Source organism: Microbacterium sp. P03 (genome assembly GCF_043556235.1).
GTDB lineage: Bacteria > Actinomycetota > Actinomycetes > Actinomycetales > Microbacteriaceae > Microbacterium.
The window spans coordinates 232,722-258,884 of the sequence record NZ_JBIGIM010000003.1; the positions used below are offsets into that span (position 1 = coordinate 232,722).

A 26,163-nucleotide genomic window follows, 5' to 3' on the forward strand; every position below is an offset into this window, starting at 1 on the left:
TCTGGAGGCCAGTCTACCCGTCGACCCTCACGCCTATCGGCGGGCGGATGCCTCGGCGGTGGTGTTGCCGGCGCGGAAGACGCAGGTGAACAGCATCGAGGCTGCGGGGCGCCCTTCGAGCATCGCCGCGATCGCCCGACCGGCCGCGCGCCCCTTGTCGGCGGGCTCTTGGACGAGCGTCGTGAGCAGATACGGAGCGAGCCCGTCGACGACGATGCCGTCGAAGCCGGTCACGCTGACGTCCTGCGGCACGCGCAGGCCGGCTTCTTCCGCGGCACGGATCACGCCGGCCGCGAGCAGGTCGCTCTGCGCGATGACCGCGGTCGGCGGCGTGGTCCCCCGGGAGAAGAGGATGCGGCCTGCCGCGAGGCCTTCGTCGATCGAACTGCCGGCCGCGGCATAGGCCGGGGCTTCCGGATACACGTCGCGGGCTCCCTCGAGCCGGTCCCGCGTGACGTCCACGGTGATCTCGGCGTCCGGAGCGATCCACCCCCGCGTCCGCCGCTTGTCGATCGGCAGCGTGAGGACGACGACGTCGGTGTGCCCGAGTCCGCGCAGGTGCAGCGCCGCCTGCCTCTGGGCCACCGCGTTGTCGAGCCTGATCTGCGGCACCCCTTCGCCGGCGTCCCCCTCGATGACGACGACCGGGATGCCGCGTGCCTTGACGACGGCGAGCGATTCGCGCAGCAGCCCGCTGCAGCCGATCAGGACGGCGGCATCCAACGGAGCGGTGGTGAGCGTGGGCGCGAGAGCGGCGGGGGTGTCGCCCACCGCGGCCTGGTCGCGCAGCAGGAGGAGGCCGGCGCCGAGGGGCGCGACGCCGTCGGTGAGCCCGTCCATCATGAGGATCTTGACCGGATCCTGGAAGGCCGTGCCCAGGTGTTCTTCGAACACGACACCGACGATGCCCGAGCGCCCGCTGCGCAGCGACGCGGCCCGCGGATCGGGCCCGGTGTAGCCGAGCAACGCGGCGGCGTCCAGGACGCGCCGGCGCGTGGCATCCGACACCGGTGTCTTGCCACTGAAGACGACCGACGCCGTCGACCCCGAGACGCCCGCCTCGCGGGCGACGTCGGCGATCGTGGCTCGGCGGGTGCTCATCGCCGACGATCGTACCTCGCCGGCTGGGCGCCGTCGAATCGATTCGGTACGCTGTCTCCATGAGCGCCACGATCTCCCGCCCCCGACTCGTGCACTGGCGGACGGCCATCTTCGTGATCTTCTTCGTCATGGGTCTGGGCTTCGCGTCGTGGGCCTCGAGGCTGCCGGCCGTCAAACAGATCCTCGGGATCGACGACTTCGGCGTGGGCGTGCTGCTGTTCGTCTCGGGCGCCGCCTCGATCGTCGGGCTGTCGCTGGCCAACGTCATCGTCGCCCGCTGGGGCGCCCGCCGCGGAATGGTCTTCACGATCGCGGCCTTCGCGTCGGGCGTGATCGTCACAGGACTGGGCGTGCAGGTCGCGGAGTCGTATGCGCTCACCGCCGTCGGCCTCGGACTGATGGGGCTCGGCATGAGTTCGACCGACGTCATGATGAATGTCGAGGCGGCCTCCGTGGAGCAGGCGTTCGGGCGCACGCTCATGCCCCTCTTCCACGCCTTCTTCAGCGTCGGCACCGTCGCGGGCGCGGGCGCCGGCATCGCGATGGCCGGCTGGAGCGTCGGCGTCGGGTGGCACTTCGGCGTGGTCGGCATCGTCGTCCTCGCCGCGGGCTGGGCGGCCCTCCGCTTCGTGCCCGAGCGCATGCCCGCGGTCACGGAGGACGCCCCCGCGCCGACCCGGCGCGAGCGATTCGCCGAGATGGCCGCGGTCTGGCGCGATCCGCGCACGTATGCGATCGGCCTCATCATGCTGGGCATGGCCTTCGCCGAGGGCAGTGCCAACGACTGGCTCGCGATCGCGGTCGTCGACGGTCACGGTCAGACCGAAGCGGTCGGCGCGGTCGCACTGACGGTCTTCTCCGTCGCAATGACGCTGTTCCGGGTGCTGGGCGGCCCGATGGTCGACCGCATCGGGCGGGTGTGGACGCTGCGGATCCTGTCCATCGCCGCGGCGGTCGGCCTCGTCATGTTCATCCTCGCGCCCACCCTGCCGATCGCCTTCATCGGCGTGGCGCTCTGGGGAGCCGGTGCGTCGCTGGGGTTCCCGCTCGGGATGTCGGCCGCCGCAGACGATCCGACGAAGGCTGCGGCATCCGTCTCGGCCGCCGCGACCATCGGCTACCTCGCCTTCCTCGGCGGCCCGCCCGTGCTCGGCTGGATCAGCCACCAGATCGGGATCCTCCCGACCCTCTGGATCATCGTGGTCCTGATCGTGATGTCGGGTCTCGCCTCGGGAGCCGCACGCCCGATCGCAGGCTCGACGGTGGGCGGCGGCCACGCCCGACGCGGACCCGAGACGGCAGCGTCGGAGGAGAACCTCGGCACGGTCCACGACGGCGCACGGCCCCGCCGCGAGAACGCCGTCTAGAACATCGTCGTGAGCACGCCGCCGTCCGCCCGGACGGCCGCGCCGTTCGTCGCCGATGAGAGCGGACTCGCCAGATACGTCGCCAGATGGGCGATCTCGTCGGGCTCGATGAATCTTTCGAGGAGACTCGTCCGGTTGCCGGCGATCACCGCGGCCTTCAGGTCGTCCGCTCCCATCGCCTGCGCATGCGCGAGCTGCTCGACCGTACGGGCGACACCGTCCGAATACGTCGGGCCCCCGAGGATGGTGTTCACGGTCACCTCTGTTCCCCGAGTGAGCTTCGACAGACCGTTCGCGAGGGCCGTCATCCCCGCCTTCGTCACGCCGTAGTGCAGCATGTCTGCGGGGATGTTCGCTCCCGACTCGCTCCCGATGAAGATGATCCGACCCCATCCGTTCGCCAGCATGCCGTCCAGGACATGCCGCGAGAGCCGCACACCGCTCATCACGTTGACCTGGAAGTAGCGCTCCCAGTCGTCATCGACGAGCTCGGCGAAGGGCGCGAGCTCGAACAGGCCGACGTTGTTGACCAGGATGTCCACCTGCCCCAGCGCCACCAGCAGGCGCTGAACCTGCTCCGGGTCTTCGAAGTCGGCGGCGTGGCCGGAGACGTCCGCGCCGGGGACGAGCTCGGCCAGGCGCGCGACCGCGCTTTCGACACGATCTGCGGTCCGTCCGTTGATGACGACCGTCGCGCCCTCCGCCAGCAGCGCCCTCGCGATCGCGAAGCCGATGCCCTGCGTCGAACCGCTCACGAACGCCCGTCGTCCCGTCAATTGCAGATCCACAACTCTCCATTCGCTTGCCCACGCACGTGACTTTCCTCTCACATTACTTGATCAGGCAAGTGAATCCGCGCGCACGCCGCGCTCGGCTCGCGTAGTGTGCAGACATGCCGGAAACCGAAGGCGCCGCGGGTCTGCGCGGTGAAGAGCTCGAAACCTGGTCCGCCCTGGCCACGGTTCTGGAGTGGCTCCCCGCCGCGCTCGACGCCTCGCTCCAGCGCGACTCCGACATGACGCACTTCGAGTACGGGATCCTGTTCGCCCTGGCCGATGCGCCCGATCACCGCCTCCGCATGTCGAAGCTCGCCGGCTTTGCGAACAGCTCGCTCTCGCGACTGTCTCGCGCGGTGTCCCGGCTGGAACGGAGGGGGTGGGTGCTCCGCAGCCCCGACCCCGACGACGGTCGATCCACCCTCGCCGCGCTCACCGAGTCAGGACTCGCGACCTACCGATCCGCCTCCCCGGGTCATGTGCAGACCGTGCAGCGACTCGTCCTCGACCCGCTGACGCGCGCTCAGACCAGACAGCTCCACCTCATCAGCCGGCGGATCATGAGCGCGATCCGTGACGAAGAGGGCTGGAGGCCGTCCCCGTCGACCGGCGTCGACGGACGGCGCCAGCGACTACCCTGACGGAGTGCGTCTCGTCATTGCCCGCTGTGCGGTGGACTACTCCGGCCGGCTCAACGCGCACCTGCCGCTGGCCACCCGGCTGCTCGTGCACAAGAGCGACGGCAGCCTGCTGGTGCACTCCGACGGCGGCTCCTACAAGCCGCTGAACTGGATGAGCCCGCCCTGCACCCTGACGGTGCAGACTCCGGATGCCGCGGCCATCGAAGACGGAGTGATCGAGCAGTGGCGGGTCACTCATTCCAAGACCGGCGACGCCCTGCTGGTCCACATCCACGAGATCCTCCACGACAGCGCGCACGAGCTCGGTGTCGACCCGGGCCTCATCAAAGACGGTGTGGAGGCCGACTTGCAGCGCCTGCTGGCCGATCAGGTCGGCGTCATCGGCGACGGCCTCACTCTGGTCCGGCGCGAGTTCCCCACGGCGATCGGCCCCGTCGACCTCCTGCTGCGCAACCCCGCGGGCGGCACGATCGCCGTCGAGGTGAAGCGTCGCGGCGACATCGACGGCGTCGAGCAGCTCACCCGCTACCTCGAGCTGCTCGGTCGCGACCCGCACCTCGCACCCGTCACCGGTGTGTTCGCCGCGCAGGAGATCAAACCGCAGGCCCGTGTGCTCGCGACGGATCGCGGCATCAGGTGCGTGACCCTCGACTACGACCACATGAAGGGCGTCGACTCCGGCGCCCCGCGCTTGTTCTGAGCCCGCCCGGTAGCGTGGAGCCCATGCCCCGCCGCTCTCCCTGGTCCTGTGTTCTGTGGGACGTCGACGGCACGATCGTGGATGCGTCCTCGGGAATCCTCCGTCGGCTGGGCATCGCGATGCGCCACTTCGGGCACCCCGACGTCACGCGCGCCGAACTCGTGCATTGGATCGGCCCACCGATGCACGAGACGTTCCAGAAGCAACTCGGCATGAGCCCCGACGAGGCGACGGACGCCGTGTCGTTCTACCGGACCCTCGGCAAGCAGGACGGCTACACCACGGGTGCGCAGCTCTATCCGCAGATCGCCGACCTGCTTCGCGAGATGCACCGCGCGGGTGTTCCGCAGGCGACGGCGAGCTCGAAGCCCGAGGTGCAGGTGCAGGCCCTGATGGACCATTTCGATCTCTCCGAGTGCTTCACCGCGATCGTCGGGGCGACGCTGGACGAACGCAGGCTCAGCGCGAAGGCCGACATCGTCGCCGAGGCCCTCCGACGCCTCGAGCACGCCGGCGTCGACACGAGCCGTCCCGTGCTGATCGGCGACCGTCACCACGACGTCGAAGGCGCCTCGGCCCACGGCGTGCCGGTCATCTTCGTCCGCTGGGGTTTCAGCTGGCCGCACGAGTCGGAGGGCGCCCAGGCGGCCGTCGACGATGTCGGCGAACTCCGCTCCCTTCTCCTGCTCCCGGACGCCGATGCCTGACATCCTTCGATGGGTCGTCCCCGCGGTCGTGGTCTTCGCCGTCGCCGCGGTGCTCGCCGCCGTCGCCGTCTGGGCGGTGCGCCGCCGCCGGCGCTCCCCACGGGCGCGCGCCGCCGCCGAGGCGGAACGGGCACGCACCGGTGCCGATCTCGTCGCCCTGGATGACGCGATCGAAGAGATCGACCTCGAACTCGCCCTGTCGGGTGCGCTCTACGGCGGCGGGACGCCCGCGACTCTCCGGCGTGCGCGCATGACGGCTCAGCACGCGCGCGACAGCGCCTTCGACGACTACCGCAGCATCTCCGATGGGGATGCACAGCCGGCGCAGGTCGCCCGCGCCGCACGGGTGATCCGGTTGCGCACCGGCCAGGCGCTCGCCGTCATCGCCCGCGCACGAGCCGAGAACGACGCCTGGGTCCGCGAGAACCTTTCGGCGAGCGCGCAGATCGCCGCGGCATCCGCTCGTCTCGTCGACATGCGCGCGAGCATGGGTGATCCTGTCGCACTGGTGGAGTCGCTTTCGGACCGCTTCGATGAGGCCGAGTGGGCGGAAGCCCGGGACGCCGCACGGGCGGCCGTCGACGCCGCGGCGTCGGCCGAGCAGCACTTGACGAATGCCCGGGATGCCGCGGCCGACCCGTCACGGTCGGCGCTGACCGACCTCGCAGGGGCGGAGCGCGACCTGCGCAGAGCCATGAGCGAGACCCGAATGGTCGAGGAGCGACACCGCCTCGTGATGCAGGCCGCGGCCGCGGTCCCCGGTGAACTCGCCGAAGCCCGCGCGGCGATCCGACAGGCCGTCACCGTGCGGGAGGGGCTGGAGCCGGAGGATGCCGAGCGTCTCGGCGAGGCCATCCGAGCAGCCGACGCGGCGCTTCAAGCCCTCACGCCGGATGCCACCCGTCGACCGACGCACACCACGGATTCGCTTGCGCGCCTGCGCGACCGCCTCGACATGGCGCTGGGCGATGCCCGGAGTGCACAGCAGCGCCTCCGCGGCGCACGTACCGCCCTGCCGGGAACCCTCGCCGCGGCGCGGAACGCGATCGCCCAGGCCGAACGGGCGCTCTCACAGGCGCACGCCGGGGCGGATGCCCGCGTGCGGCTAGCCGACGCCCAGACCGATCTGGCAGCCGCACGGGCCGGGACCGATCCGGTGAAAGCCCTCGACGAGGCGCGGAGGGCCGTGCGCAAGGCGGAGGACGCGAAGGCCCTGGCCGACCACGACCGTCTCGCCCGCGACTGAGTTCTCCCGGGCGACCGAGCCGACCAGTATCGTGAGGCGCATGACCGACGCCACCGTCTCTCGTCGCCCCGTCTTGGTCCGCGTGATCGCACGCATCCCCGCCACCCTCGTGCTGGTCGCCCTCATCCTCCTGGCCGGAGTGATCTGGGGCGGCCTGTGGAGTCCTTTCGAAGACAACGAGCTCTTCCCCAGCGTCGCCTACGGCCTGCCGCAGCTGACGCAGGGTCTGTGGTGGACGCCCCTCACCGGCACATTCTTCGTCAACCTGCCATGGGTGTACATCCTCACGATCGCGAGCTTCGCGGGCATGGCTTACCTCGAGTTCATGCGGGGAACACGGGTCGCGCTGGCCTACTTCTGGATCGGCCAGCTGTTCGCCATCTTCGCGGCCGCCATGCTGCTGTGGCTGGGCGCGTTGCTGCCGTGGCCGTGGGCGCAAGTGCAGTCGCTCATGATCGACGTCGGCCCCTCCGGCGGCACGATGGCGTGCATCGCCGCGGCGGCGGGACTGCTGGTGGCACCCTGGCGGGTGCGCGTCTGGCTCGTCATCATCGGCTTCACCGTCGTCTCGTTGCTGTTCTGGGGTGCTCTCGCCGACGTCGAGCACGCCCTGGCCGTGCTTCTCGTGCTGTTCGTCGACCGCTCGCTCCGGGTTCAGCGCACCACCGTGCGGGAGCAGCGTCTCGTGGCCTTCTTCGCCCTCCTCGTGCTGGGCGCGATCCAGATCGTGACGACACTGGTGCCCACGAACGGGCCGTTCGGGTCGACCGACGCCGTCTCCGGCGGTTTCGTCGACGTCGGTATCGACACCTTCGTGATCCTGCTCGTCGCCACCGGCCTCCGACGCGGTCGTCGCTGGTCGTGGGTGGTCACCGTCCTCCTCTCGGCCCTCAACGTGCTCGTCGGCATCCTGCTGCTGGTTCTGCTGCTGATCACCCGCTCGCTCAACATGCCCGACGTCGACCTCGACGGCGACCCGAGCGCCACGTTCGCCACCGCGACCCTCTGGCTTCTGCTGCTCGTCTACGTGGTCTGGGTGCGCCGCGCGTTCGCCTCCCGCCGCAAGTCCCCGATCGGCTCGACCGCGCCCCCGACCCTCGACGAGGTGAAGGAAGACATCCACCGCTACGGCGGCGGCACCCTGTCATGGATGAGCACATGGGACGGCAACAGCTACGCGCGCACCTCGACGGGCGTCATCGTCTACCAGCGTCGCGCCGGGGTCGCGCTGGTCCTCGCCGATCCACTGGGACCGGAGGACGGCCGGGCGCAGTCCGTACGCGAGTTCATCGATCAGTCCGAGCACGCCGGGCTCATTCCCTGCTTCTTCAGCGCGGCCGAGTCGACCCGCGCCGCGCTCCCCCCGGGCTGGCGCAGCATGGTCGTCGCCGACGACACGATCGTCGACCTCCCCGGCCTGAAGTTCACCGGCAAGCCGTGGGCATCCGTACGCACGGCGATCAACAAGGCGGGACGCGAGAACATCGCCTTCAAGATGACCCGCATGAAGGACGAGTCATGGGGCACCCGCGCACAGCTCCGCGCGATCTCCGAGATGTGGGTCGGTGACAAGGGCCTGCCCGAGATGGGCTTCACGCTCGGGACCCTGACCGAAGCGGAAGACCCCGAGGTTCGGCTGGCGATCGCGATGTCGCCGAACGGCGACGTCGACGGCTTCCTGTCCTGGCTTCCCGTCTACGGCGAGAACGGCGCGGTGCGCGGGTGGACCCTCGACCTGATGCGTCGACGCGACGGCGGGTTCGGGCCGGTGATGGAGTTCCTGATCGGCTCGAGCGCGCAGTTCTTCTCCGAAGAGGGCGCGGAGGTCATGTCGCTCTCCGGCGCGCCGCTGGCGCACGACTATCCGCCCGGGGCGGGGATCATCGCCGACCTCAGCGAGAAGCTCGCCGAATCCCTCGAGCCCGTCTACGGGTTCCAGTCGCTGCACAAGTTCAAGATGAAATTCAACCCGCGCTACGAGACGATGTACCTGCTCTTCCGCGACGAGGCCGATCTGACGAGGATCGGGCTCGCGCTGACGAGGGCGTTCCTGCCCGATGCCACGATCAAGCAATTCGCCGGGGCAGGTTTGGAACTGGTGCGGGGCGACAAGAGCTGACGGCGCACGCGGGTGCCGACGGGATGGGCGGGATGCAGCATCCCGCCCATCTCGTTCGTCAGACGGGTCGGATGTTCTCCGCCTGCAGGCCCTTCGGGCCCTGGGCGACATCGAACTCGACGCGCTGATTCTCCTCGAGGGAGCGGTAGCCGCTCGCCTCGATGGCGGAGTAGTGCGCGAAGACGTCCGCGCCGCCGTCATCGGGAGCGATGAAGCCGAAGCCTTTTTCCGAGTTGAACCACTTGACCGTGCCCTGCGTGCTCATTGCGTGCCATTCTGCTGTCGAAACCGCGCGTCCTGCGCGGCGGTTCCACGGTAGCCACCCGAGCCCGTGACCGGCAGGCGTCGTCACGGATGGTGACAGAAACGTTGCGCGCCCGACATGTTCGCCGCGTGCGGCGCCCATACGGCGCCCGGACCGAGCAGATACTCAAGGTCCGGGCGCCGACGGATCCCCCCGGATGAGCCACGCAGAGCGTGACGGGCTCCACTCTACTGATATATCGGCGGGAGCTGTGAGACCCGGAAGACGGTTTCCGTCGATTCTCCGGTGGCCGCGGACGTAAACTGTCCACCGCCATGACCGACGACGAGCCGCTCGAACCGCGGGAAGACCGCTTCGCTCCCGTGAATCCCCGCGGAGCGATCCTCGGCGACGAGGTGTACTCCATCCTGGGTCGTGCGATCCTCGACGGGACGCTCCAGCCGGGCGAGCGGCTGCGCGACGTCGATCTCGCCGAACGGCTCCAGGTGTCACGGACCCCCGTCCGGGAGGCGCTCCAGCGCCTCGAGCGCTTCGGGCTCGTCGAGGTGTCGGCGAACCGGTGGACGCGCGTGTCCACGCCCGGCGAGAACGCGTTGCGCGACACGACCGAGTTCATGGTCTTCGTGGTGGGCGGCGCCTTCCGCACGGCCCTCGTGCGCTGCTCGGACGAGCAGCTGTCGCTCATCCTCGAAGCCGCCGACGCCGTGATCGCGGCCTCCGACGTCGAAGACGCCGCGGCGATGGTGGCGGGGACCGTGATGTTCTTCCAGCAGGTGATCCGCGCCACCGGCAACGCCGTGTTCATCTCGATCATGCGCGAATCGGGCCTCGCCCTGCAGCGCAACCTCAAGGGGTGGACACCCGACATCGAAGACGCCGCGAGGCGAGGCGCGTCGTATCGGCGCCTGCGGGCGGCCGTGGCCGCACGTGACGGTGCGGCGGCGCACCAGGAACTCCTCGAAGTCAATCTGCTCGGCTGAGCCCGTGCTCCGGGCGGCATCCCGGCGTACCGTTGCTGCGTGGCCCACATCGATCTGCGCGACCTGTCCGACGACGACCTCGACGCCGTGTTCGAGATGATGCGCGACCCGGAAGCGGTGGCGATGGCGGCGTTCACCGCATCCGATCCCGATGACCGCGCCGCCTTCGACGCGTGGAGCGACCGCAACCGACAGGCGCCGGATGCCGCGCAATGGGTCATCACCGAGGACGGCGGTTTCGCGGGGACGGCCGCGGTCTTCTCCCTGGACGGCCATCGCGAGGTGACGTATTGGGTGGCCCGCCACGCCTGGGGCAGAGGCGTGGGCACGGCCGCGCTCCGGCTCATGGTGGCCCGCGAAGCAGAGCGGCCCCTCTACGCCCGCGTCGCCGCGCACAACGCGGCATCCGTCGCGGTTCTCGAACGCGTCGGCTTCACCGAGGTCGAACGCATCACGGCGTTCGCCCCCGGTGCGGGGCGGGATGTCGAAGAGATCGTCTACACGCTGATGCCCACGCTCGAATGAGGAACGCCACCGACATGAGAAAGACCCCCCGAAGAACATGGGGGGTCTTTCTCATGTCGTGCGCGAGGGGGGACTTGAACCCCCACGCCCTTGCGGGCACTGGCACCTGAAGCCAGCGCGTCTACCTATTCCGCCACTCGCGCGAATCGCGCATGCGAGATCGCATGAACTCAACCTGCCGAGGATATCACGGTGCCCGGTCCGCATCCGAACCGGTGCGGGCATCGCCTCGCCCCTCCGCCGGATGTCCGGCTGAAATCGCGCCGTCTACGCGGTACCCAGGCGAGCCAACTAACATGTACGCGACTTGTTCGCCCGGCTAGAGGAGCCCCGTGGGACTACTGGACAGCTTCGAGAAGGGACTCGAGCGCGCCGTCAACAGCGCCTTCGCGAAGACCTTCCGCAGCGGCATTCAGCCGGTCGAGATCGCCTCGGCGCTCCGCAGCGAGCTCGACACGAAGGCGGCGGTGGTCAGCCGCGACCGCATCCTCGCGCCGAACACGTTCACGGTCCTCCTGGCCCCCGCGGACGATGACCGCATGCGCACCCTCGGCAGCGCACTGGGTGACGAGCTCGACGCCCTCGTGCAGAAGCACGCCAAAGCCCAGGGGTACAGCTTCGCCGGCCCCGTGACGATCTCACTCGTCCGCGACGACCAGCTCTCCACCGGCACCCTGCGGGTGCAGTCGGCCACGGCCCAGGGCCGCGTCGCCTGGCGCGGGGTGGTCGACATCGACGGCACTCGGCACCCGCTCACCCGGGCGCGTACCGTCATCGGCCGCGGCAGCGATGCCGACATCACGATTCCCGACGCGGGCACCAGTCGCAAGCACGTCGAGATCCTGTGGGACGGCGAGCGCGCCATGGTCCGCGACCTGCAGTCCACGAACGGGACGAAGCTCGACGGGCGCCCCGTCACGGAAGCGCCGCTGCCGCCCGACGCCACCGTCTCGATCGGACGCACGAACATCGTCTTCCATGTGGTGGCGCAGACCACCCCCGCGCGTCCGCCCATGCCCGCCGCCGACGCCACCCGCGCGTTCACGATCGGCGACGACGTCTCCCGCGGACCGCGATCGTGAGTGAACTGACCCTCCTGCTGCTGCGCATCGGCTTTCTGCTGCTGATGTGGTTCTTCGTGTTCGCCCTCGTCTACTCGCTGCGGGCTGACCTGTTCGGTGTGAAGGTACGGCGGATGCCGGAACCGGCGCCCGTCGTGGCGACCCCGGCCAAGGCAGGGTCGCCGTCGGACGCCACCGTCCCGGTGATGAAGGCGTCGCCGTCGAAACCCTCCGCCGGCGGACTGGCGACGACTGCCGCCGTGTCCCGGATCGTCATCACGAGCGGCCCCAAGACCGGGTTGGAGCTTCCGCTCGGCTCCGAACCGCTCACGATCGGCCGGTCCAGCGAATCCGGGCTCGTCATCCGCGACGACTACACCTCCAGCCACCACGCGCGCCTCGTGCTGTGGGGCCAGCAATGGATGATCCAAGACCTCGACTCGACGAACGGCACGTGGCACGACGGCGTCCGGGTCGCGGCCCCCGTGCCGATCAAGGTGGGCGCCCCGATCAAGGTCGGCGCCACCACCTTCGAGCTGCGGAAGTAGCGGCGAGCCGCATCCATGGTCTTCCAGGGCTCGAGCGTCGCCATCTCGCACACCGGCAAGGTGCGCTCCAACAATCAGGACTCCGGCTATGCCGGGTCGAACCTCTTCGCCGTCGCCGACGGCATGGGCGGACACGCGGGTGGGGATGTCGCCTCCAGCATCGCGATCGGTCGGCTGGAGGTGCTCGATCACCCGATGGCGTCCACCGCGGAGGCCGAGCGTGAACTGCGCGACGCGATCTCGGACACCGCCGCCGAGCTGATCGACACGGTCGCGGCCCGCCCCGAGCTCACCGGCATGGGCACCACGGTGAGTGCGCTGATCATGGTGGACGACTACGCCGTGATCGCCCACATCGGCGACTCGCGCGTCTATCTGTACCGCGACGACGCGCTCACCCAGATCACGACCGACCACACGTTCGTGCAGCGCCTGGTCGATTCGGGGCGCATCACGCCCGAAGAAGCCCGCTACCACCCCCGCCGTTCCGTCCTCATGCGGGTGCTCGGCGACATGGACCCCGACCCCGAGGTCGACACGTTCATCATGCCGACGCAGCCCGGCGACCGCTGGCTGCTGTGCTCCGACGGGCTGTGCGGCGTGGTCGACGACGCGCACACCGCCAAGGCGATGGCGCAGGGCAATGCTCCCGGGCGCACCGCCGACAGCCTGCTGAAGCAGGCACTGGACGCCGGCGCCCCCGACAACATCACGATCGTGATCGTCGACGTCGGCGGGCAGCATCCGCTCTTCTCGGGAACCCCCACGGTCGTCGGATCCGCCTCGACGCCGACCGGCGTCGTGGTGCCGGCCGCACGATCAGGCCGAAGCGGCTGGCTGCACCCCAACCGTCAGGCCGCGAACGAGCCGACCCACTTCGAGCCCGCCGCCGGGTTCCTCGAGGAGCTCATCGAGGAGGATCGTCGCAGAGCGCGTCGAAGACGCCTCGGGTGGATCATCGGCTTCGTGGTGGTGATCGCCCTGATCGCCGCCGCACTCTTCGGCGGCTACCAGTTCACTCAGACCCGGTACTACGTCGGCGTCGATCAGGATTCGGTCGTGATCTACCGGGGCATCCAGCAGAACATCGGACCGATCACCCTGTCGGAGCCCTACCAGGACACCGGACTGCAACTCGTCGACCTGCCCGACTTCGCGCTCGCCACTGTGCAGGAGACGATCTCGGCGGCATCGCTCGACGACGCCGAGCAGATCGTCGAGCGGCTGCGCAACACCGCGGAGGCCAGCGGATGACCTCGTCCCCCGACACACAGCAGGTCTCGACGGACACGTCGGTGCTCCGGGCCCTGCGCCGCATCCGCGTGCCGCAGACGCAGCGCAACCGCGAGCTCGTCCTGCTGCTGTTCGCCTTCCTGATCAACGGCTCGGCTGTCGCCCTGGTCCAGCTCGGCGCGACCGGCGTGATCGACGCGAAGTTCCTCATCTACTGCGTCGGGCTCACCGCGCTCGTGATCGCGCTGCACATCGTGCTGCGACTGCGCGCGAGTGCCGCCGATCCGTTCGTCCTGCCCATCGCCACGGTGCTCACCGGCGTCGGACTGGCGATGATCTACCGCATCGACATCGCCTTGAAGCTGCACGGATGGGGCGCCTACTCCACGAGGCAGTTGGCGTGGGCGGGGATCGCCACGATCGGCGCCCTGCTGGTGGTCGTGCTGCTGAAGAACTACCGCGTGCTGTTCCGCTACACCTACGTCGCGGGATTCATCGGTGTCGGCCTCCTGCTGCTGCCGTTCGTCCCCGGCCTCGGCACCGACGCCAACGCCGACGTCTGGGTCTCGCTGGGCTTCTTCTCCTTTCAGCCGGGAGAGCTGGCCAAGATCTCCCTCGCGGTCTTCTTCGCCGGCTACCTCGTCCGCACCCGTGAGGCGCTCACTTCGGTCGGCACGAGGTTCCTCGGCATGACCTGGCCGCGCGCCCGTGAGCTCGGTCCGCTCCTGGTGGTCTGGCTCGTCTCGCTCGGCACCATCGTGCTGCAGCGAGACCTCGGGACGGGCCTGCTGATCTTCGGGATGTTCGTCGCGATGCTGTACGTCGCCACGGGCAAGACCAGCTGGGTGCTCATCGGTGTCGTCCTGGCGGCCGTCGGAGCCTTCTTCGCCTCTCGTGTGCTTCCGTACGTGCAGGGCCGGTTCGCCAACTGGCTCGACGCGTTCAATCCCGAGATCATCGACCGCACCGGTGGCAGCTACCAGCTCGTGCAGGGCATCTTCGGTCTCGCGCACGGGGGCCTCATCGGCACCGGACTCGGGCAGGGCCGTCCCTACCTCACGCCGCTGTCGCAGAGCGACTACATCTTCTCGAGTCTCGGCGAAGAGATCGGGCTGATCGGGGTCTTCGCCATCCTGTGCCTGTACATGGTGTTCACCAGCCGCGGCATCCGCATCGGCCTCACCGGTCAGGACGACTTCGGCAAGCTCCTGGCAACGGGCCTGTCGTTCACGATCGCGCTGCAGGTGTTCATCATGGTCGGCGGAGTGACGCGTCTGATCCCGCTGACCGGACTCACGACCCCCTTCCTCGCCGCCGGCGGCTCATCACTCGTGGCGAACTGGCTGATCGTCGCGCTGCTCCTGCGCATCTCCGACGCGGTGCGCAGTCGCCCGCGGGTGGTGATCGGCTGAGATGACGAAAGAACTCAAGCGTCTGAGCATCCTGATGCTCCTGATGTTCATTGCCCTCTTCGCCTCGACCAGCTGGATCCAGGTCGCACAGTCCGAGAGTCTCGCGGAGAACTCCCGCAACACGCGTGCCCTGTACGACTCGTACCAGGTGCAGCGCGGGTCGATCATCGCGAGCGGCGCGGCGATCGCCTCGTCGGTCGCGTCCGACGACGTCTTCTCGTGGCAGCGCGTGTATCAGGATGCCGCGATGTGGGCGCCCGTCACCGGTTACATCAATCCCGCCCTGGGTTCGGCGACCGGCCTGGAGCAGTCGATGAACCAGGAACTCAGCGGTACCGCAGGCTCTCAGTTCCTCACCCGGATGGAGCGCGTCATCACCGGTCAGAACCCGCAGGGCTCCAACGTCGTGCTGAGCCTCGACTCCGTCGTGCAGAAGGCGGCTTACGACGCACTCGGCGATCTGCAGGGCGCGGTCGTCGCGATCGAGCCCTCCACCGGGCGCATCCTGGCGATGGTCACGAGCCCGAGCTACGACACCAACACACTCGCCGTCCACGACGCTTCGGTCGTCAACGACGCCTACGACATGCTCAACACCAACCCGACGCATCCCCTCTACAACCGCGCCATCTCGGGCGACCTCAACCCGCCCGGGTCGACCTTCAAACTCGTCGTGGCGTCCGCAGCGCTCGCATCCGGCAACTACACGCCGGCCTCGACGTTCCCGAACGTCGCCTCGTACACCCTTCCCGGCACCAGCACCAGCATCAGCAATGCCGGGGGCGGTGCGTGCGGTCCCGGTGACACGGTCACCCTCGCCGATGCGCTCCGCCTGAGCTGCAACATCCCGATGGCCGAACTGGCGGTCGCCCTGGGCGACGACGCCATCCGCGAGGAGGCGGAGAAGTACGGCTTCAACTCGTCCTTCACGATGCCGCTCACCTCCACCCCGTCGACGTACCCGCGGGCGCTCAGCGACGACAAGACCGCCCTGACCGGCTTCGGCCAGGGCGACGTGCGCGCCACGCCGCTGCAGATGGCGATGGTGTCCGCGGCGATCGCCGACGGCGGCACGGTGATGAACCCGCGCATGGTCGACCAGGTCATCGCGCCCGACCTCTCGGTGCAGCAGACCTTCGACGACACCGAGTTCGGGCAGGCGCTGGACCCCGAGATCGCGCAGCAGATGGCCACGATGATGGTCGCCAATGTCAATGACGGAGCGGCCTCGGGTGCAAGAATAGACGGAGTCGACGTGGGCGGGAAGACAGGCACCGCAGAGAACGGCAACACCAAGCCGTACTCGCTGTGGTTCACCGGTTTCGCACCGGCCGACAACCCACGAGTCGCCGTCGCCGTGGTCGTCGAAGACGGCGGCGGGCAGGGACAATCGGGCAGCGGAAACACCATCGCCGCGCCTATCGCGAAGAAAGTCATGGAGGCGGTGCTGGGGAAATGAGACCGACACAGGGAGTGACTTTCGGCGGACGCTACGAGCTGGACTCGCGCATCGCCATCGGCGGCATGGGCGAGGTCTGGGAGGCGACCGACCACGTGATCGGACGCACCGTCGCCATCAAGATCCTCAAAGACGAGTACATGGGCGATCCCGGGTTCCTCGAGCGCTTCCGCGCCGAAGCCCGCCACGCCGCGCTCGTCAACCACGAGGGCATCGCGAGCGTCTTCGACTACGGCGAGGAGGCCGGCAGCGCCTTCCTCGTGATGGAGCTCGTCCCCGGCGAGGCGCTGTCGACGATCCTCGAGCGCGAAGGCTCGCTGTCGACCGACAAGACGCTCGACATCGTGGCGCAGACGGCCGCCGCGCTGCAGGCTGCGCACGCCGCCGGTCTCGTGCACCGCGACATCAAGCCCGGCAACCTCCTGATCACGCCCGACGGCCGTGTGAAGATCACCGACTTCGGCATCGCGCGCATCGCCGACCAGGTGCCGCTCACGGCCACCGGCCAGGTGATGGGCACCGTGCAGTACCTCTCCCCGGAGCAGGCGTCGGGTCATTCGGCGTCGCCCTCCACCGACATCTACTCGCTCGGCATCGTCGCCTATGAGTGCCTCGCCGGCAAGCGTCCCTTCACGGGCGAGTCGCAGGTCGCCATCGCGATGGCGCAGATCAACGAGCAGCCCCCGCCGCTGCCGCCAACGGTCGCCACCCCGGTGCAGAACCTCATCATGGCGATGATCGCCAAGAAGCCCGAAGACCGACCGGCCTCGACGGCCATCATCGCCCGCGCAGCCACCGCGCTCCGCCGAGGCGATGTTGCCGCTGCGGCCGCAGCCATCCCGGCGATCGCGACCGGCGTCGTGGCCGATGACGCGACCCAGCTGCTGACTTCGGGCGAAGACACCACCCGCCTCCTGCCGATGCCCGTGCCCGTCGACGACGAGCCCGTCAAGAAGAAGCGCAGCCCGTGGACGTGGCCGCTCATCGCGCTCATCGTGCTGCTCCTCCTCGTGATCGGCGGTACCGTGTGGGCGGTCCTGTCCAACCAGACGCCCGCGCCTGCGCCATCGCAGTCGACGACCTCGACGGCACCGTCGCCCGTCCCGAGCAGTCCTTCGCCGTCACCGACCTCCGACCGCGTCGACGTCAGCTCGCTGGGGCTGGTGGGCGTCTCCTGCGATGAGGCCCGGGGAATCCTCGAGGGAGCGAACCTCGTCGCCAACTGCGTCCCGGGCAACGCGGCGCCCGCGCCCGATCAGGTGGGCTTCGTCTACGCCGTCAACCCCACGGGACGCGTCGAAGAGGGCACGACCATCGCCCTCACGACGTACGCCGATCAGACCCCGCTCGAGACGCCGACAGCGCCCACGATCACGCCGAACCCCGTCACCGCGGGTGGCACGGCGACCGTCGGCTGGAGCGGGTACCAGTGCGCCTCCGGCACGGGCACCGCGAGCAAGTACGACCTCACCGTCACCAACGGCACGTTCAGCGACGGTTCCCAGAAGCGGGCCTTCACGCTCGCGGAGCAGCCCGTCGCCGTGACCGTGCCCGCCACGGCGACGGGGTCCGTCGTCGTGACCTACACCGTCACCTGCTCGGGCGGAAGCGGCGGAGATCGCACGACGGGCGCCTCGGCCGACGGCACGGCGTCCATCTCTCCGGCCAGCACGCCGACGCCGGGCACCACGCCGTAGTCCACGTCCGCCTTGCTCCCGCTGATGCGGGGCGCGGGGCGGACGTCGGTTAGGCTGGCTGTGTTCCACGCCAGGGAGTTAACGTGACAGTCGAGCCGCGGGTGCTTTCGGGCCGATATCGAGTCGACGAGCTCATCGGGCGCGGCGGAATGGCGACGGTCTACCGCGGATACGACGTCACTCTGGGCCGCCAGGTCGCCATCAAGATCCTGGGCCGCGATCTCGCGAACGACAACTCCTTCCGCACCCGGTTCCGCCTGGAAGCCCAGGCGGCGTCACGCATGGCGCATCCCGCGATCGTGCGCGTGTACGACGCGGGCGAAGACACCGAGGTCGGCACGGACGGCGTCGCGCATCCGGTGCCGTACATCATCATGGAGCTCGTCCACGGTGATCTCCTCAAGGACATCATCTCCGCCGGTCCGGTGAGCGTCGACGATGCGCTCCGTTACAGCGACGGCATCCTCGAGGCTCTCGAGTACTCCCACCGCGCCGGCGTCGTGCACCGCGACATCAAGCCCGGCAACGTCATGGTCACCGACGCGGGCCAGGTGAAGGTCATGGATTTCGGCATCGCACGCGCGGTCTCGGACTCATCCTCGACCGTCGCCGAGACCACCGCGATCCTCGGCACCGCGGCCTACTTCTCGCCCGAGCAGGCGAAGGGCGAGCCCGTGGATGCGCGGGCCGATCTGTATTCCGCAGGAGTCGTGCTCTACGAGCTGCTCGTGGGGCGCCCCCCGTTCCGGGGCGAGTCCCCGGTCGCTGTCGCCTACCAGCACGTGAGCGAAGCCCCGATCACGCCGTCGGAGGTGAACGACACCGTTCCCCGTGCGCTCGACGCCGTCGTCCTGCGCGCGCTCGCAAAGGATCCCTTCCAGCGCTATCAGGACGCCGCGGGCTTCCGTGATGCCCTCGACGCGACGATCGACGGCAAAGCGCCCACGAAGCGCCAGGTGGGTGCGCTCACGAGCGAGCTGTACGGACCCAACCCGCGCCAGGCGGCCGAGACCGCCCGGTCCCTGCGTCAGCTGAGCACCGACACCACGATGAAGCGCACGCAGACCGGACCCCCGGTCGCGTGGATCTGGGCCGGTGTCGCGGTGCTCGCCGTGCTCCTCATCTCCGTGCTCTTCTGGGTTGTCACGATCCGACCCGCGAGCGAAGTCCCCTCGAGCGCACGCATCGTGCCCGATGTCGCCGGCATGACGTACGAGCGGGCGAACGAGGCTCTGGCCGAACAGGATCTGCTGTCGACGCGCGTCGACGAGGCCAATGCCGATGTCGCCGCCGGCAACGTGATCCGCACCGACCCGGGGGCGGACGCTTCGGTCACCCCGCAGCAGCAGATCCGTGTCTTCGTGTCGACCGGGCAGGAGCTGGCGACCGTACCGACTCTGGTGGGAATCGGACAAGAGGCCGTACAGGGTGCCCTCGAGAGCGCTGGTCTCGCGCTCGGAGTCGTGACGCAGCGGAACGATCCCGGGCTCGCCGCCGGCGTGGTCATCTCGGCCGATCAGACCGCCGGTGAGCAGATTCCGGTCGGCACGACCGTGAACCTCGTCGTCGCGACCGGACGCGTGCTGATCAACGACGTCACCGGGTACACGGTGGAGGCCGCGACGCGCGAGCTCGAGGGTCCGACCTCGCAGCTGACGGTCGAGACGCAGCCCGACCCCAACTGCGTCGCGACCGAACCGCCGGTCGTGACCGCCCAGTCGATCGCCCCCGGCGAGGCCGAGGTGCATGCGACGGTCGTGCTCACCTACTGCGGGGCGCCGTAGCCGCCCCCGGCGACGCCCCGGTCAGCGATGCGGTCGCAGCGCTGCGCCCCGGGTCGCGGCAGCCGTGACGCCCACACTCTCGAGCCAATTGCCGAGCAGTCGATACCCACCCTCGGTGAGCACCGCCTCCGGATGGAACTGCACGCCGTGCAAGGGAAGCGTGCGGTGCGAGACCCCCATGATCACGCCGCTCTGCGTCCGGGAGGTGACGCGCAGCTCGGACGGCAGCGACTCGGGCACCACCGCCAGTGAGTGGTACCGGGTTGCGACGAACGGGCTCGGCAGGCCGTCGTACAGGGCACTGCCATCGTGCGTCACCCGCGAGGTCATGCCGTGCATGAGCTCGGGCGCATGATCCACGACCGCCCCGAACGCCTCCGCCAGCGCTTGATGTCCCAAGCACACACCCAGGAGGGGGATGCCGCGGGCCGCGGCCGCCCGCACCACGGGGATCGACGCCCCCGCGTCGACCGGCGCTCCCGGACCCGGCGAGACGAGCACGCCCGCGTACGGAGCGATGGCGAGACCGGCGCCCTCGAGCCCGGCGGTGGGGTCGGGGCGGACGATCGCATCGGCTTCGACGAGGTCGGATTCCGCGCCGAGCTCGTGCAGATAGCCGACGAGGGTGTGGACGAAGCTGTCGTGGTTGTCGACGACCAGGATCCTGCCCGCCCCGGACGCGAGGGGCGCCGCCGCGGGATCGTCGTCGAGGGTCACTGAACCGTGACGTCCTGCGGGTTCACGAAGCTGCTCACCCAGGGGAAGACGTAGAAGAAGAGTCCGTAGATCACGGCGGCGGCGAGGATGAGGAGGAAGATCACCCTGAGCCACCACGGACCGGGGAGGACGCGCCAGAGACCGGCGTACATCAGGTGGTCACTCCTTCGGTCAGCGAAGCCGGGGCTCCGGCCGCGCGTGGGGTGAACGAGTCGAACACGCTGTAGCCGACGATGCGCTCGGTCATCGCGAACATCGGACTGCAGCTCGTCATCGTCAGGTACCGCCCCCCGTCATTGGGCACGTCCGGGGCCTGGGGCACGGGCAGCAGCACGTCTACGGCGGACGGTTCGACGTACTCGAGGGTCCGGAACCGGTAGGTGTACCAGCCGTCAGGGGTCTCGATGACGATGGCGTCGCCCACGTGCAGGTCTGCGATGCGGTTGAAGGGCTTGCCCCAGGTGGTGCGGTGGGCCGCCACGGCGAAGTTGCCGACATCGCCGGGCATGCTCGTGTCGGGGTAATGCCCGATTCCGATCGGATCGAGCGTGTTCTCGCGGGTCACGCCGCCCGCCATGTTGACGCTGTAGTCGGCGCCGAAGCGGGGGACGTGCATGATCCCGAAGATCTCGGCGTCCGCCGGCTGGGGCAGCGCAATCGGGTCGGCTGTCACCGGGGCGGGTGCGGCGGCGACCCCGGGGGTGGGACTCGCGGTCGCTGCGGTGGGCGGTGCCTCGTACTCCTCCGCCCACTGCTCCGAGAGCTCGTGACCGGCCGCGTTCCGCTCCGCTCCATAGATCACATCGCCGATCCAGAGCTGCCACACGACATACAGCAGCGTGATCAGTCCCGCCGTGATGAGGATCTCGCCGACGACGCCGAAGAACGATGTCCGAGCACGCGGACGTCGGCCTCGCGCGCGCAGGTCACCACCCGTCGCGATCCCGCTCCCACCCGTCACAACGGTGATCATATCGACCTCACCCTGAGGTCAACCTGGCAGCCGCCCGAGTGGGACGGAGCCTCCCCGGGTAGGATGCTGGCATGGCAGGTAAGAGAGACGACGCACTCGTCGAACGCAGTGAGGGAGAGGCCGCACCCAACCCGGTGTGGTTCAAGCCCATAATGATCGGGCTCATGCTCGTCGGACTCGTCTGGGTGCTGGTCTTCTACCTGAGCAGCCAGGCTTTCCCGATCCCGGGTATCGGCGCCTGGAACCTCGTCATCGGCTTCGGCATCGCATTCGTCGGCTTCCTCATGACGACGCGCTGGAGATAGCGAACCACACGAATTACACGGGTGTGATTCATCCCCAGGTGTGGATGAACCTGTGGATAACTTCTCGGCTGATCAGACGTAGATCACGGCGGGGATGACGAGCAGTCCCAACAGCGCCACGGTCACGACGGCGAGGAGCGCGACCTGCAGGCCGCGCCGCCGCACCGACCGGGTACGGCTGAAGACGAGTCCGAGCGCAGCACCGACGACCAGCCCGCCCAGGTGCGCCTGCCATGAGATCTGCACCGCGGCCATCGAACCCGCCATCAATCCCTGGATGAAGGGGAAGGCGAAGTTGATGCCGATCAGGATGGCGATGCCCGTGACATTCGCGCCGATGTGCCGGCCGATCACCAGCAGCGCTCCGAACAGGCCGAAGATGGCACCGGACGCCCCGACCACCCACTGGCCCGGATCCAGCAGCGCCACGGCGACGGAGCCGCCCAACCCGCTGATCAGGTAGAGAGACAGGAACCGCCACCGGCCGAGGAGCGGCTCCAGACTGCGGCCGATCATGAACAGCGCGAGCATGTTCAGCCCGACGTGCAGGAAACTCCCGTGCACGAGGAGCACTGTCAGCAGCCGCCAGGGCTGGAAGCCGTACGGCAGCGACGGCACCAGGTAGGCGCTGTTGAACGCGAGCCAGTCCTGGACGGGTGACCCGGGGATGATCTGGGTCACGTACACCAGCGCGGTGAGGGCGATGATGGCGTACGTCACCAGCGGTCGCGAGTCCGAGACGGCGAGCGCGGACGCGCCCGAGCGCCGCCACCGCCGCTGCGCCTTCACCTGTGCGGGCGTGCGCGACTTCTGCTGCTCGACGAGGCACTCGGGGCAGATGACACCGACCGCCGCCTGCGTCTGGCACTCCGGGCAGATCGTCCGCAGGCATCGCTGACACAGCACGAAGCTCTGCCGGTCGGGATGCCGGTAGCAGAAGTTCTCCCGATTGCGCCGGAATTCCTCCGACGCCGCATCCGTGGTCACGGGCGTTCCGTCACAGGCGGTCGGCGACCGCTAGACCGAGACGATGTCGACGGACTGCAGGACGACGGGCTCGATCGGCCGGTCTCCGGCGCCGGTCGGCACGGCGGCGATCGCGTCGACGACCTCGCGGGACGCGGCATCCGCCACCTCGCCGAAGATCGTGTGCTTGCCCTGCAGCCACGTCGTGGGGTCGGTGGTGATGAAGAACTGCGAGCCGTTGGTGCCCTCGGGCTTACCCGTGATCGCGTTGCGACGCAGACCCGCGTTGGCCATCGCCAGCATGTAGGGCTGAGTGAAGTTCAGTTCGCCGTTGATCTCGTCGTTGAAGTTGTAGCCGGGCCCACCCGTGCCCTGGCCCAGGGGGTCGCCGCCCTGGATCATGAAATTGGGGATGATGCGGTGGAAGACGACGTCGCGGTAGAGCGGGCCTTCACCGGGCTTGCCGGTGGCGGGGTCGGTCCACTCGCCGGTTCCGTCCGACAGGCCGATGAAGTTCTGAACGGTGCGGGGGGCGTGGTCGCCGAAGAGGTTGACGAGGATGTCGCCGTGGTTGGTGTGCAGGGTGGCTACGGCCGTGTGCTGAGGCATACGTACATTCTTTCAGAGTTCTGTGCAAGGCCTCCCGCTTGCGCCCATGTCTGGCAGGATAAGGAGACCAGATCACCCAGTGATGAGGAGGGCCCCGTGGGCCTCAGCCGCAAGCGCAAGAAAGAAATCCGCAAGCTCCAGTCGAAGGCGAACGATCTCTGGGAGTCCCAGCAGGTGCTCGTCGAGGAAGCCTCGCGCATCGCCCGCGACGCCGGTCGACAGATCGGGAACTACGGCAAGGAGCAGGTCGTCCCGACCGTCCAGAAGGGCTACGGCAGAAGCGTCGACTTCTCTCGCCACGTGCTCTCCGACAAGGTCGTCCCCACCGCGGGCGCTGTCGTCGGCTCAGCGCTGTCGGTGTGGGATGCCGCCAACGACACCCGGTCGCGTCTGGCCGCCGGCAAGGGCTTCAGCATGCCGGACGCCTCCAGCTACGCCAAGAAGGCCGACAAGTACGGCAAAGAAGCGTCGAAGAAGTTCGCGAAGCAGCTCTCGCTCGAGCCTCAGCGCCAGGGCATCGGCGCCGGCGGCGTCATCGCCATCCTCCTCGGTGTCGCTGCGGCCGTCGGTGTCGCGTACGCCGCATGGCAGACGCTGCGTGCCGACGACGAGCTCTGGGTGGCAGACGACCCGCTGCGTGCACCTGACGCGTGAGTTCGCCGGCTTCGCCGGACCCCACACCTGACGGCCTCGCGCGCGTCCGCTCCGCAGCGGACGCGCGCGGTCTGTCGGTGGAGATCCGCGAGCGGCCGGCGGCGGGGAGTCTCGCTGAAGCGGCCGCGCTGCTCGGGCTTCCGGCATCCGGCATCATCAAGACCCTCGTCGTCAAACGCAGCGATGACACGTTCCTCTTCGCGTTGATCCCCGGCGACAGGTCCATCTCCTGGCCGAAGCTGCGCGCGGTCGTCGGTGTGAACAAACTGCAGCTTCCCGCACCGGAGGCCGCTTTCGCGGCGACCGGCTACGAACGCGGCACGATCGTGCCGCTGGGAAGCACCACGGAGTGGCCGATCTACGCCGACGCGTCGATCGTCGGCCGCCGCATCGCCCTGGGCGCCGGAGCCCACGGCTACAGCCTCTTCATCGAGGCCGACGACCTCATCTCGGCGTACGGCGCCACCGTCGCCGACATCTCGCAGCCGCAGAGCTGACGCCGCCGATCGCGTGCGCGGGTCAGATCAGCCCCGCCATGTGGCGGGCGATGTCGACCAGCTTGACCCGCTGCAGCGATGAGATCGCCTGCGGCGTGAACCACTCGGCGCGGTCGGTCGAGCCATCGGTCTCGTTGCGCAACCGCCCGCCGGTGATGCGCGCGCGGTAGACGATACGCAGCGTGTGCAGGGGACCTGCGGAATCGGTGTTCAGGCGACGACCGGCGGGGATGACACGGGAATGGATGCCGAGGAGGTCGCCGATCGCCGCGCGATAGCCGGTCTCCTCCCGGACCTCCCGGCGCGCCGCGTGCTCGGGATCTTCTCCATCCTCCAGCCCGCCACCGGGGAGGGTCCACGCGGCGCGGCGCCCCTCGTTCCAGTGTGCGAGGAGCATCCGACCGGCATCGTCGATGATGACCGCGTAGGCGGCGACGCGCATGTCCATCCCGTCACTGTACCGAGCGCGGCGACGGCGACTTCGTCTCGCCGACACCGGAGGCCGTGACACCCAGGAAACGGATGAAGACGGCGATCCATCCGAAGATCAGGGCGAACACGATGATCTCGAACGCCGTCAGGCCGAAGTATCCGACGATGAACAGCACCAGCGAGACGATGACCGATGCCAGGAACCCCCACGAGGCGAGGAAGTAAGCGCGGGGCATCCCGCGCAGCACCCTGGGTCCGGCTGCGAGAAGACCGATGTAGACGACGGCCAACCCCATCGCAGAGAGGTTGTGCAGCAGCAGGTGGTCGTCGACGGGGAAGACGCCGACGCCGGCGAGCATCACCCCCATGATGACGAACATCGTCGAGACGACGGGCACCGCGCGGGGATGGAGGAACGCGTCGCCGAGAGCGCGCATGTCGTTCGCGAGATACACGGCGAATGTCGTGACGAGCAGGCCACCGGCGATCAAGGTGCCGTTGAAGACGACGCTGGAGATGTCGTCGAAGGTGCCGAGGTGGCTGAAGTGGACCAGCCACCATCTCGGATCGGGCGTGGTCACCATCGCCGTCAGGCTGCCGAGCACGATGAACACCATGAGGAGCGACGACATGCGCTGCGTGGTCATGCGCGCCACCGACAGGAACACCAGGTAGGCGACGAGACCCAGAACCACGGCCGACAAGACCGTCGACCAGAAGGGCTGCACAGGCAGTCCGATGAACGCGCGTCCGAGCACCACGAACAGCACCAGCGTCGCGAGGACGGCGAGCACGGTGTGCACGATGACGACGGAGACGGCATTCACCCCGAATCTGACCGGTGACAGCGCGAGACGCCACTCCTGTCCGGGCGCAGTGCGCGAGCGCCAGTAGCCGGTGGCGGAGACGACGGCGGCGGCGGCGGCGGCGAACAGGGCGATGAGGGTGCCGAAGGAACTGTTGCCCGACAGGGGGAGTGAGGCATCGGTCAGCCCGATGATCAGCCCGACGACGGCACCCAGCACTCCGGCGCTGTAGGCCGCGTAGACCGCCTGACCCTCGACGCGGGCGAACACCGGCCGCTCGTGGGGTGACGGAACCGGTTCGGTGAGGTGCGCCATGGCGACAGTGTAGAAGAGGCCGAACCGAGGGCCGAGATGTGGAGCCTAGGAGATTCGAACTCCTGACATCCTGCTTGCAAAGCAGGCGCTCTACCAACTGAGCTAAGGCCCCTGGGGCTTACGTGGGGCTACCAGGACTTGAACCTGGGACCTCTTCATTATCAGTGAAGCGCTCTAACCGCCTGAGCTATAGCCCCGTCTCGAAGACCGCGCGAACGCTGTCAACCTCCAAGACTTTACCTGACGCGCACCGTTTTCTCGAATCGGG

General features: G+C 68.9%; 28 protein-coding genes and 3 tRNA genes. 18 read left to right on the forward strand and 13 right to left on the reverse strand.

Features of this window, described 5'->3' with window-relative positions:
• Positions 1–33 precede the first annotated feature (33 nt).
• A complete protein-coding gene (locus ACFXOO_RS10660) occupies positions 34–1,101 on the reverse strand; it encodes a LacI family DNA-binding transcriptional regulator (RefSeq protein ID WP_394563498.1) in 1,068 nt (355 codons plus the stop codon).
• A gap of 59 nt (positions 1,102–1,160) precedes the next feature.
• Between ACFXOO_RS10660 and ACFXOO_RS10665 the strand changes: the two genes are divergently transcribed.
• Complete coding sequence (locus tag ACFXOO_RS10665; protein ID WP_394563499.1) at positions 1,161–2,468, forward strand: MFS transporter; 1,308 nt, start codon at positions 1,161–1,163, stop codon at positions 2,466–2,468.
• On the opposite strand, the gene ACFXOO_RS10670 is transcribed toward ACFXOO_RS10665, so the two are convergent.
• Positions 2,465–3,223 (reverse strand): SDR family NAD(P)-dependent oxidoreductase, encoded by a 759-nt coding sequence (locus tag ACFXOO_RS10670; RefSeq protein WP_378852547.1) that lies wholly within the window; start codon positions 3,221–3,223, stop codon positions 2,465–2,467. The genes ACFXOO_RS10665 and ACFXOO_RS10670 overlap by 4 nt on opposite strands.
• A gap of 137 nt (positions 3,224–3,360) precedes the next feature.
• Between ACFXOO_RS10670 and ACFXOO_RS10675 the strand changes: the two genes are divergently transcribed.
• From ACFXOO_RS10675 to ACFXOO_RS10695, 5 genes are read left to right on the forward strand one after another with little or no spacing between them, the layout of a single operon-like run.
• A complete protein-coding gene (locus ACFXOO_RS10675) occupies positions 3,361–3,885 on the forward strand; it encodes a MarR family winged helix-turn-helix transcriptional regulator (RefSeq protein ID WP_378852545.1) in 525 nt (174 codons plus the stop codon).
• 4 nt (positions 3,886–3,889) lie between these two features.
• Positions 3,890–4,585 (forward strand): endonuclease NucS, encoded by a 696-nt coding sequence (nucS, locus tag ACFXOO_RS10680; RefSeq protein ID WP_378852543.1) that lies wholly within the window; start codon positions 3,890–3,892, stop codon positions 4,583–4,585.
• Between the two features lie 23 nt (positions 4,586–4,608).
• Positions 4,609–5,292, forward strand: coding sequence for an HAD hydrolase-like protein (locus tag ACFXOO_RS10685; protein WP_378842286.1), 684 nt, complete (start codon positions 4,609–4,611; stop codon positions 5,290–5,292).
• Positions 5,285–6,538 carry a hypothetical protein gene (locus ACFXOO_RS10690; RefSeq protein WP_378852541.1) on the forward strand — a complete coding sequence of 418 codons (1,254 nt, stop codon included), beginning with the start codon at positions 5,285–5,287 and terminating at the stop codon, positions 6,536–6,538. The genes ACFXOO_RS10685 and ACFXOO_RS10690 overlap by 8 nt, the downstream gene beginning before the upstream one ends.
• Before the next feature lie 40 nt (positions 6,539–6,578).
• Positions 6,579–8,657 (forward strand): bifunctional lysylphosphatidylglycerol flippase/synthetase MprF, encoded by a 2,079-nt coding sequence (locus ACFXOO_RS10695; RefSeq protein WP_378852539.1) that lies wholly within the window; start codon positions 6,579–6,581, stop codon positions 8,655–8,657.
• A 58-nt stretch (positions 8,658–8,715) separates the two neighbouring features.
• Here the strand turns inward: ACFXOO_RS10695 and ACFXOO_RS10700 are convergent, their stop codons facing one another.
• Positions 8,716–8,922 carry a cold-shock protein gene (locus ACFXOO_RS10700; protein WP_378842280.1) on the reverse strand — a complete coding sequence of 69 codons (207 nt, stop codon included), beginning with the start codon at positions 8,920–8,922 and terminating at the stop codon, positions 8,716–8,718.
• A 314-nt stretch (positions 8,923–9,236) separates the two neighbouring features.
• Between ACFXOO_RS10700 and ACFXOO_RS10705 the strand changes: the two genes are divergently transcribed.
• Together ACFXOO_RS10705 and ACFXOO_RS10710 are read left to right on the forward strand one after the other, a co-directional pair.
• On the forward strand, positions 9,237–9,902 hold the full coding sequence (locus tag ACFXOO_RS10705; RefSeq protein WP_378842279.1) for a GntR family transcriptional regulator: 666 nt from the start codon (positions 9,237–9,239) through the stop codon (positions 9,900–9,902).
• Positions 9,903–9,941: 39 nt separating this feature from the next.
• Positions 9,942–10,427, forward strand: a complete 486-nt coding sequence (locus tag ACFXOO_RS10710) for a GNAT family N-acetyltransferase (protein ID WP_394563500.1) — start codon at positions 9,942–9,944, stop codon at positions 10,425–10,427.
• 59 nt (positions 10,428–10,486) lie between these two features.
• Here the strand turns inward: ACFXOO_RS10710 and ACFXOO_RS10715 are convergent.
• Positions 10,487–10,570: transfer RNA gene (locus ACFXOO_RS10715), tRNA-Leu, on the reverse strand.
• A gap of 189 nt (positions 10,571–10,759) precedes the next feature.
• Here ACFXOO_RS10715 and ACFXOO_RS10720 point away from each other — a divergent pair.
• The 7 genes from ACFXOO_RS10720 (at position 10,760) to pknB (ending at position 19,621) form a co-directional block, all read left to right on the forward strand.
• A complete protein-coding gene (locus ACFXOO_RS10720) occupies positions 10,760–11,509 on the forward strand; it encodes an FhaA domain-containing protein (protein ID WP_394563501.1) in 750 nt (249 codons plus the stop codon).
• Positions 11,506–12,036: an FHA domain-containing protein gene (locus ACFXOO_RS10725; protein WP_394563502.1), complete on the forward strand. Its 531-nt coding sequence runs from the start codon at positions 11,506–11,508 to the stop codon at positions 12,034–12,036. Before ACFXOO_RS10720 ends, ACFXOO_RS10725 begins: the two co-directional genes overlap by 4 nt.
• Positions 12,037–12,051: 15 nt before the next feature.
• Positions 12,052–13,290 carry a PP2C family protein-serine/threonine phosphatase gene (locus tag ACFXOO_RS10730; protein WP_378842273.1) on the forward strand — a complete coding sequence of 413 codons (1,239 nt, stop codon included), beginning with the start codon at positions 12,052–12,054 and terminating at the stop codon, positions 13,288–13,290.
• Positions 13,287–14,681, forward strand: a complete 1,395-nt coding sequence (locus ACFXOO_RS10735; protein WP_378842271.1) for an FtsW/RodA/SpoVE family cell cycle protein — start codon at positions 13,287–13,289, stop codon at positions 14,679–14,681. Before ACFXOO_RS10730 ends, ACFXOO_RS10735 begins: the two co-directional genes overlap by 4 nt.
• A 1-nt stretch (position 14,682) precedes the next feature.
• Positions 14,683–16,140, forward strand: coding sequence for a peptidoglycan D,D-transpeptidase FtsI family protein (locus ACFXOO_RS10740; RefSeq protein WP_394563503.1), 1,458 nt, complete (start codon positions 14,683–14,685; stop codon positions 16,138–16,140).
• The gene (locus tag ACFXOO_RS10745; protein WP_394563504.1) at positions 16,137–17,837 is read left to right on the forward strand and encodes a protein kinase; all 1,701 of its coding nucleotides are present in this window, start codon (positions 16,137–16,139) and stop codon (positions 17,835–17,837) included. Before ACFXOO_RS10740 ends, ACFXOO_RS10745 begins: the two co-directional genes overlap by 4 nt.
• 83 nt (positions 17,838–17,920) lie before the next feature.
• A complete protein-coding gene (gene pknB / locus ACFXOO_RS10750) occupies positions 17,921–19,621 on the forward strand; it encodes a Stk1 family PASTA domain-containing Ser/Thr kinase (protein ID WP_378842265.1) in 1,701 nt (566 codons plus the stop codon).
• Between the two features lie 21 nt (positions 19,622–19,642).
• Here pknB and ACFXOO_RS10755 read toward each other — a convergent pair whose 3' ends face one another.
• Genes ACFXOO_RS10755 through ACFXOO_RS10765 form a run of 3 tightly spaced genes read right to left on the reverse strand, consistent with a single transcriptional unit; the run spans position 19,643 to position 21,311 of the window.
• Entirely contained in the window at positions 19,643–20,338 is a 696-nt protein-coding gene (locus ACFXOO_RS10755; protein WP_394563505.1) for an anthranilate synthase component II, read from the reverse strand.
• On the reverse strand, positions 20,335–20,490 hold the full coding sequence (locus ACFXOO_RS10760) for a hypothetical protein (RefSeq protein WP_378842261.1): 156 nt from the start codon (positions 20,488–20,490) through the stop codon (positions 20,335–20,337). Before ACFXOO_RS10760 ends, ACFXOO_RS10755 begins: the two co-directional genes overlap by 4 nt.
• Positions 20,490–21,311, reverse strand: a complete 822-nt coding sequence (locus ACFXOO_RS10765; RefSeq protein WP_394563506.1) for a class E sortase — start codon at positions 21,309–21,311, stop codon at positions 20,490–20,492. Before ACFXOO_RS10765 ends, ACFXOO_RS10760 begins: the two co-directional genes overlap by 1 nt.
• Positions 21,312–21,382: 71 nt before the next feature.
• On the opposite strand from ACFXOO_RS10765, the gene ACFXOO_RS10770 reads away from it, so the two are divergent.
• Positions 21,383–21,616: a cell division protein CrgA gene (locus tag ACFXOO_RS10770; RefSeq protein WP_378842257.1), complete on the forward strand. Its 234-nt coding sequence runs from the start codon at positions 21,383–21,385 to the stop codon at positions 21,614–21,616.
• A 72-nt stretch (positions 21,617–21,688) separates the two neighbouring features.
• On the opposite strand, the gene ACFXOO_RS10775 is transcribed toward ACFXOO_RS10770, so the two are convergent.
• Together ACFXOO_RS10775 and ACFXOO_RS10780 are read right to left on the reverse strand one after the other, a co-directional pair.
• Positions 21,689–22,603, reverse strand: a complete 915-nt coding sequence (locus ACFXOO_RS10775; RefSeq protein ID WP_394563507.1) for a rhomboid family intramembrane serine protease — start codon at positions 22,601–22,603, stop codon at positions 21,689–21,691.
• Between the two features lie 30 nt (positions 22,604–22,633).
• Entirely contained in the window at positions 22,634–23,191 is a 558-nt protein-coding gene (locus ACFXOO_RS10780; protein ID WP_378842253.1) for a peptidylprolyl isomerase, read from the reverse strand.
• A gap of 96 nt (positions 23,192–23,287) precedes the next feature.
• Between ACFXOO_RS10780 and ACFXOO_RS10785 the strand changes: the two genes are divergently transcribed.
• Together ACFXOO_RS10785 and ACFXOO_RS10790 are read left to right on the forward strand one after the other, a co-directional pair.
• A complete protein-coding gene (locus tag ACFXOO_RS10785) occupies positions 23,288–23,845 on the forward strand; it encodes a DNA helicase (RefSeq protein ID WP_378842251.1) in 558 nt (185 codons plus the stop codon).
• Positions 23,846–23,922: 77 nt separating this feature from the next.
• Entirely contained in the window at positions 23,923–24,342 is a 420-nt protein-coding gene (locus ACFXOO_RS10790; RefSeq protein ID WP_394563599.1) for an aminoacyl-tRNA deacylase, read from the forward strand.
• Between the two features lie 22 nt (positions 24,343–24,364).
• Here ACFXOO_RS10790 and ACFXOO_RS10795 read toward each other — a convergent pair whose 3' ends face one another.
• The 4 genes from ACFXOO_RS10795 to ACFXOO_RS10810 form a co-directional block, all read right to left on the reverse strand.
• Complete coding sequence (locus ACFXOO_RS10795; protein ID WP_378852532.1) at positions 24,365–24,790, reverse strand: NUDIX hydrolase; 426 nt, start codon at positions 24,788–24,790, stop codon at positions 24,365–24,367.
• A gap of 4 nt (positions 24,791–24,794) precedes the next feature.
• Positions 24,795–25,895, reverse strand: coding sequence for a hypothetical protein (locus ACFXOO_RS10800; protein WP_394563508.1), 1,101 nt, complete (start codon positions 25,893–25,895; stop codon positions 24,795–24,797).
• Between the two features lie 39 nt (positions 25,896–25,934).
• Positions 25,935–26,007: transfer RNA gene (locus ACFXOO_RS10805), tRNA-Ala, on the reverse strand.
• A gap of 11 nt (positions 26,008–26,018) precedes the next feature.
• Positions 26,019–26,092 (reverse strand) — tRNA-Ile (locus tag ACFXOO_RS10810).
• Positions 26,093–26,163 lie beyond the last annotated feature (71 nt).

Coding starts and splice junctions, on each gene's coding strand:
- ACFXOO_RS10690 (WP_378852541.1), top strand. CDS start 5,285: ATGCCTGACATCCTTCGATGGGTCGTCCCCGCGGTCGTGGTCTTCGCC.
- ACFXOO_RS10765 (WP_394563506.1), bottom strand. CDS start 21,311: ATGATCACCGTTGTGACGGGTGGGAGCGGGATCGCGACGGGTGGTGAC.
- ACFXOO_RS10760 (WP_378842261.1), bottom strand. CDS start 20,490: ATGTACGCCGGTCTCTGGCGCGTCCTCCCCGGTCCGTGGTGGCTCAGG.
- ACFXOO_RS10700 (WP_378842280.1), bottom strand. CDS start 8,922: ATGAGCACGCAGGGCACGGTCAAGTGGTTCAACTCGGAAAAAGGCTTC.
- ACFXOO_RS10795 (WP_378852532.1), bottom strand. CDS start 24,790: ATGGACATGCGCGTCGCCGCCTACGCGGTCATCATCGACGATGCCGGT.
- ACFXOO_RS10675 (WP_378852545.1), top strand. CDS start 3,361: ATGCCGGAAACCGAAGGCGCCGCGGGTCTGCGCGGTGAAGAGCTCGAA.
- ACFXOO_RS10770 (WP_378842257.1), top strand. CDS start 21,383: ATGGCAGGTAAGAGAGACGACGCACTCGTCGAACGCAGTGAGGGAGAG.
- ACFXOO_RS10665 (WP_394563499.1), top strand. CDS start 1,161: ATGAGCGCCACGATCTCCCGCCCCCGACTCGTGCACTGGCGGACGGCC.
- ACFXOO_RS10685 (WP_378842286.1), top strand. CDS start 4,609: ATGCCCCGCCGCTCTCCCTGGTCCTGTGTTCTGTGGGACGTCGACGGC.
- ACFXOO_RS10705 (WP_378842279.1), top strand. CDS start 9,237: ATGACCGACGACGAGCCGCTCGAACCGCGGGAAGACCGCTTCGCTCCC.
- ACFXOO_RS10660 (WP_394563498.1), bottom strand. CDS start 1,101: ATGAGCACCCGCCGAGCCACGATCGCCGACGTCGCCCGCGAGGCGGGC.
- ACFXOO_RS10740 (WP_394563503.1), top strand. CDS start 14,683: ATGACGAAAGAACTCAAGCGTCTGAGCATCCTGATGCTCCTGATGTTC.
- ACFXOO_RS10695 (WP_378852539.1), top strand. CDS start 6,579: ATGACCGACGCCACCGTCTCTCGTCGCCCCGTCTTGGTCCGCGTGATC.
- ACFXOO_RS10735 (WP_378842271.1), top strand. CDS start 13,287: ATGACCTCGTCCCCCGACACACAGCAGGTCTCGACGGACACGTCGGTG.
- ACFXOO_RS10780 (WP_378842253.1), bottom strand. CDS start 23,191: ATGCCTCAGCACACGGCCGTAGCCACCCTGCACACCAACCACGGCGAC.
- ACFXOO_RS10730 (WP_378842273.1), top strand. CDS start 12,052: ATGGTCTTCCAGGGCTCGAGCGTCGCCATCTCGCACACCGGCAAGGTG.
- ACFXOO_RS10800 (WP_394563508.1), bottom strand. CDS start 25,895: ATGGCGCACCTCACCGAACCGGTTCCGTCACCCCACGAGCGGCCGGTG.
- ACFXOO_RS10745 (WP_394563504.1), top strand. CDS start 16,137: ATGAGACCGACACAGGGAGTGACTTTCGGCGGACGCTACGAGCTGGAC.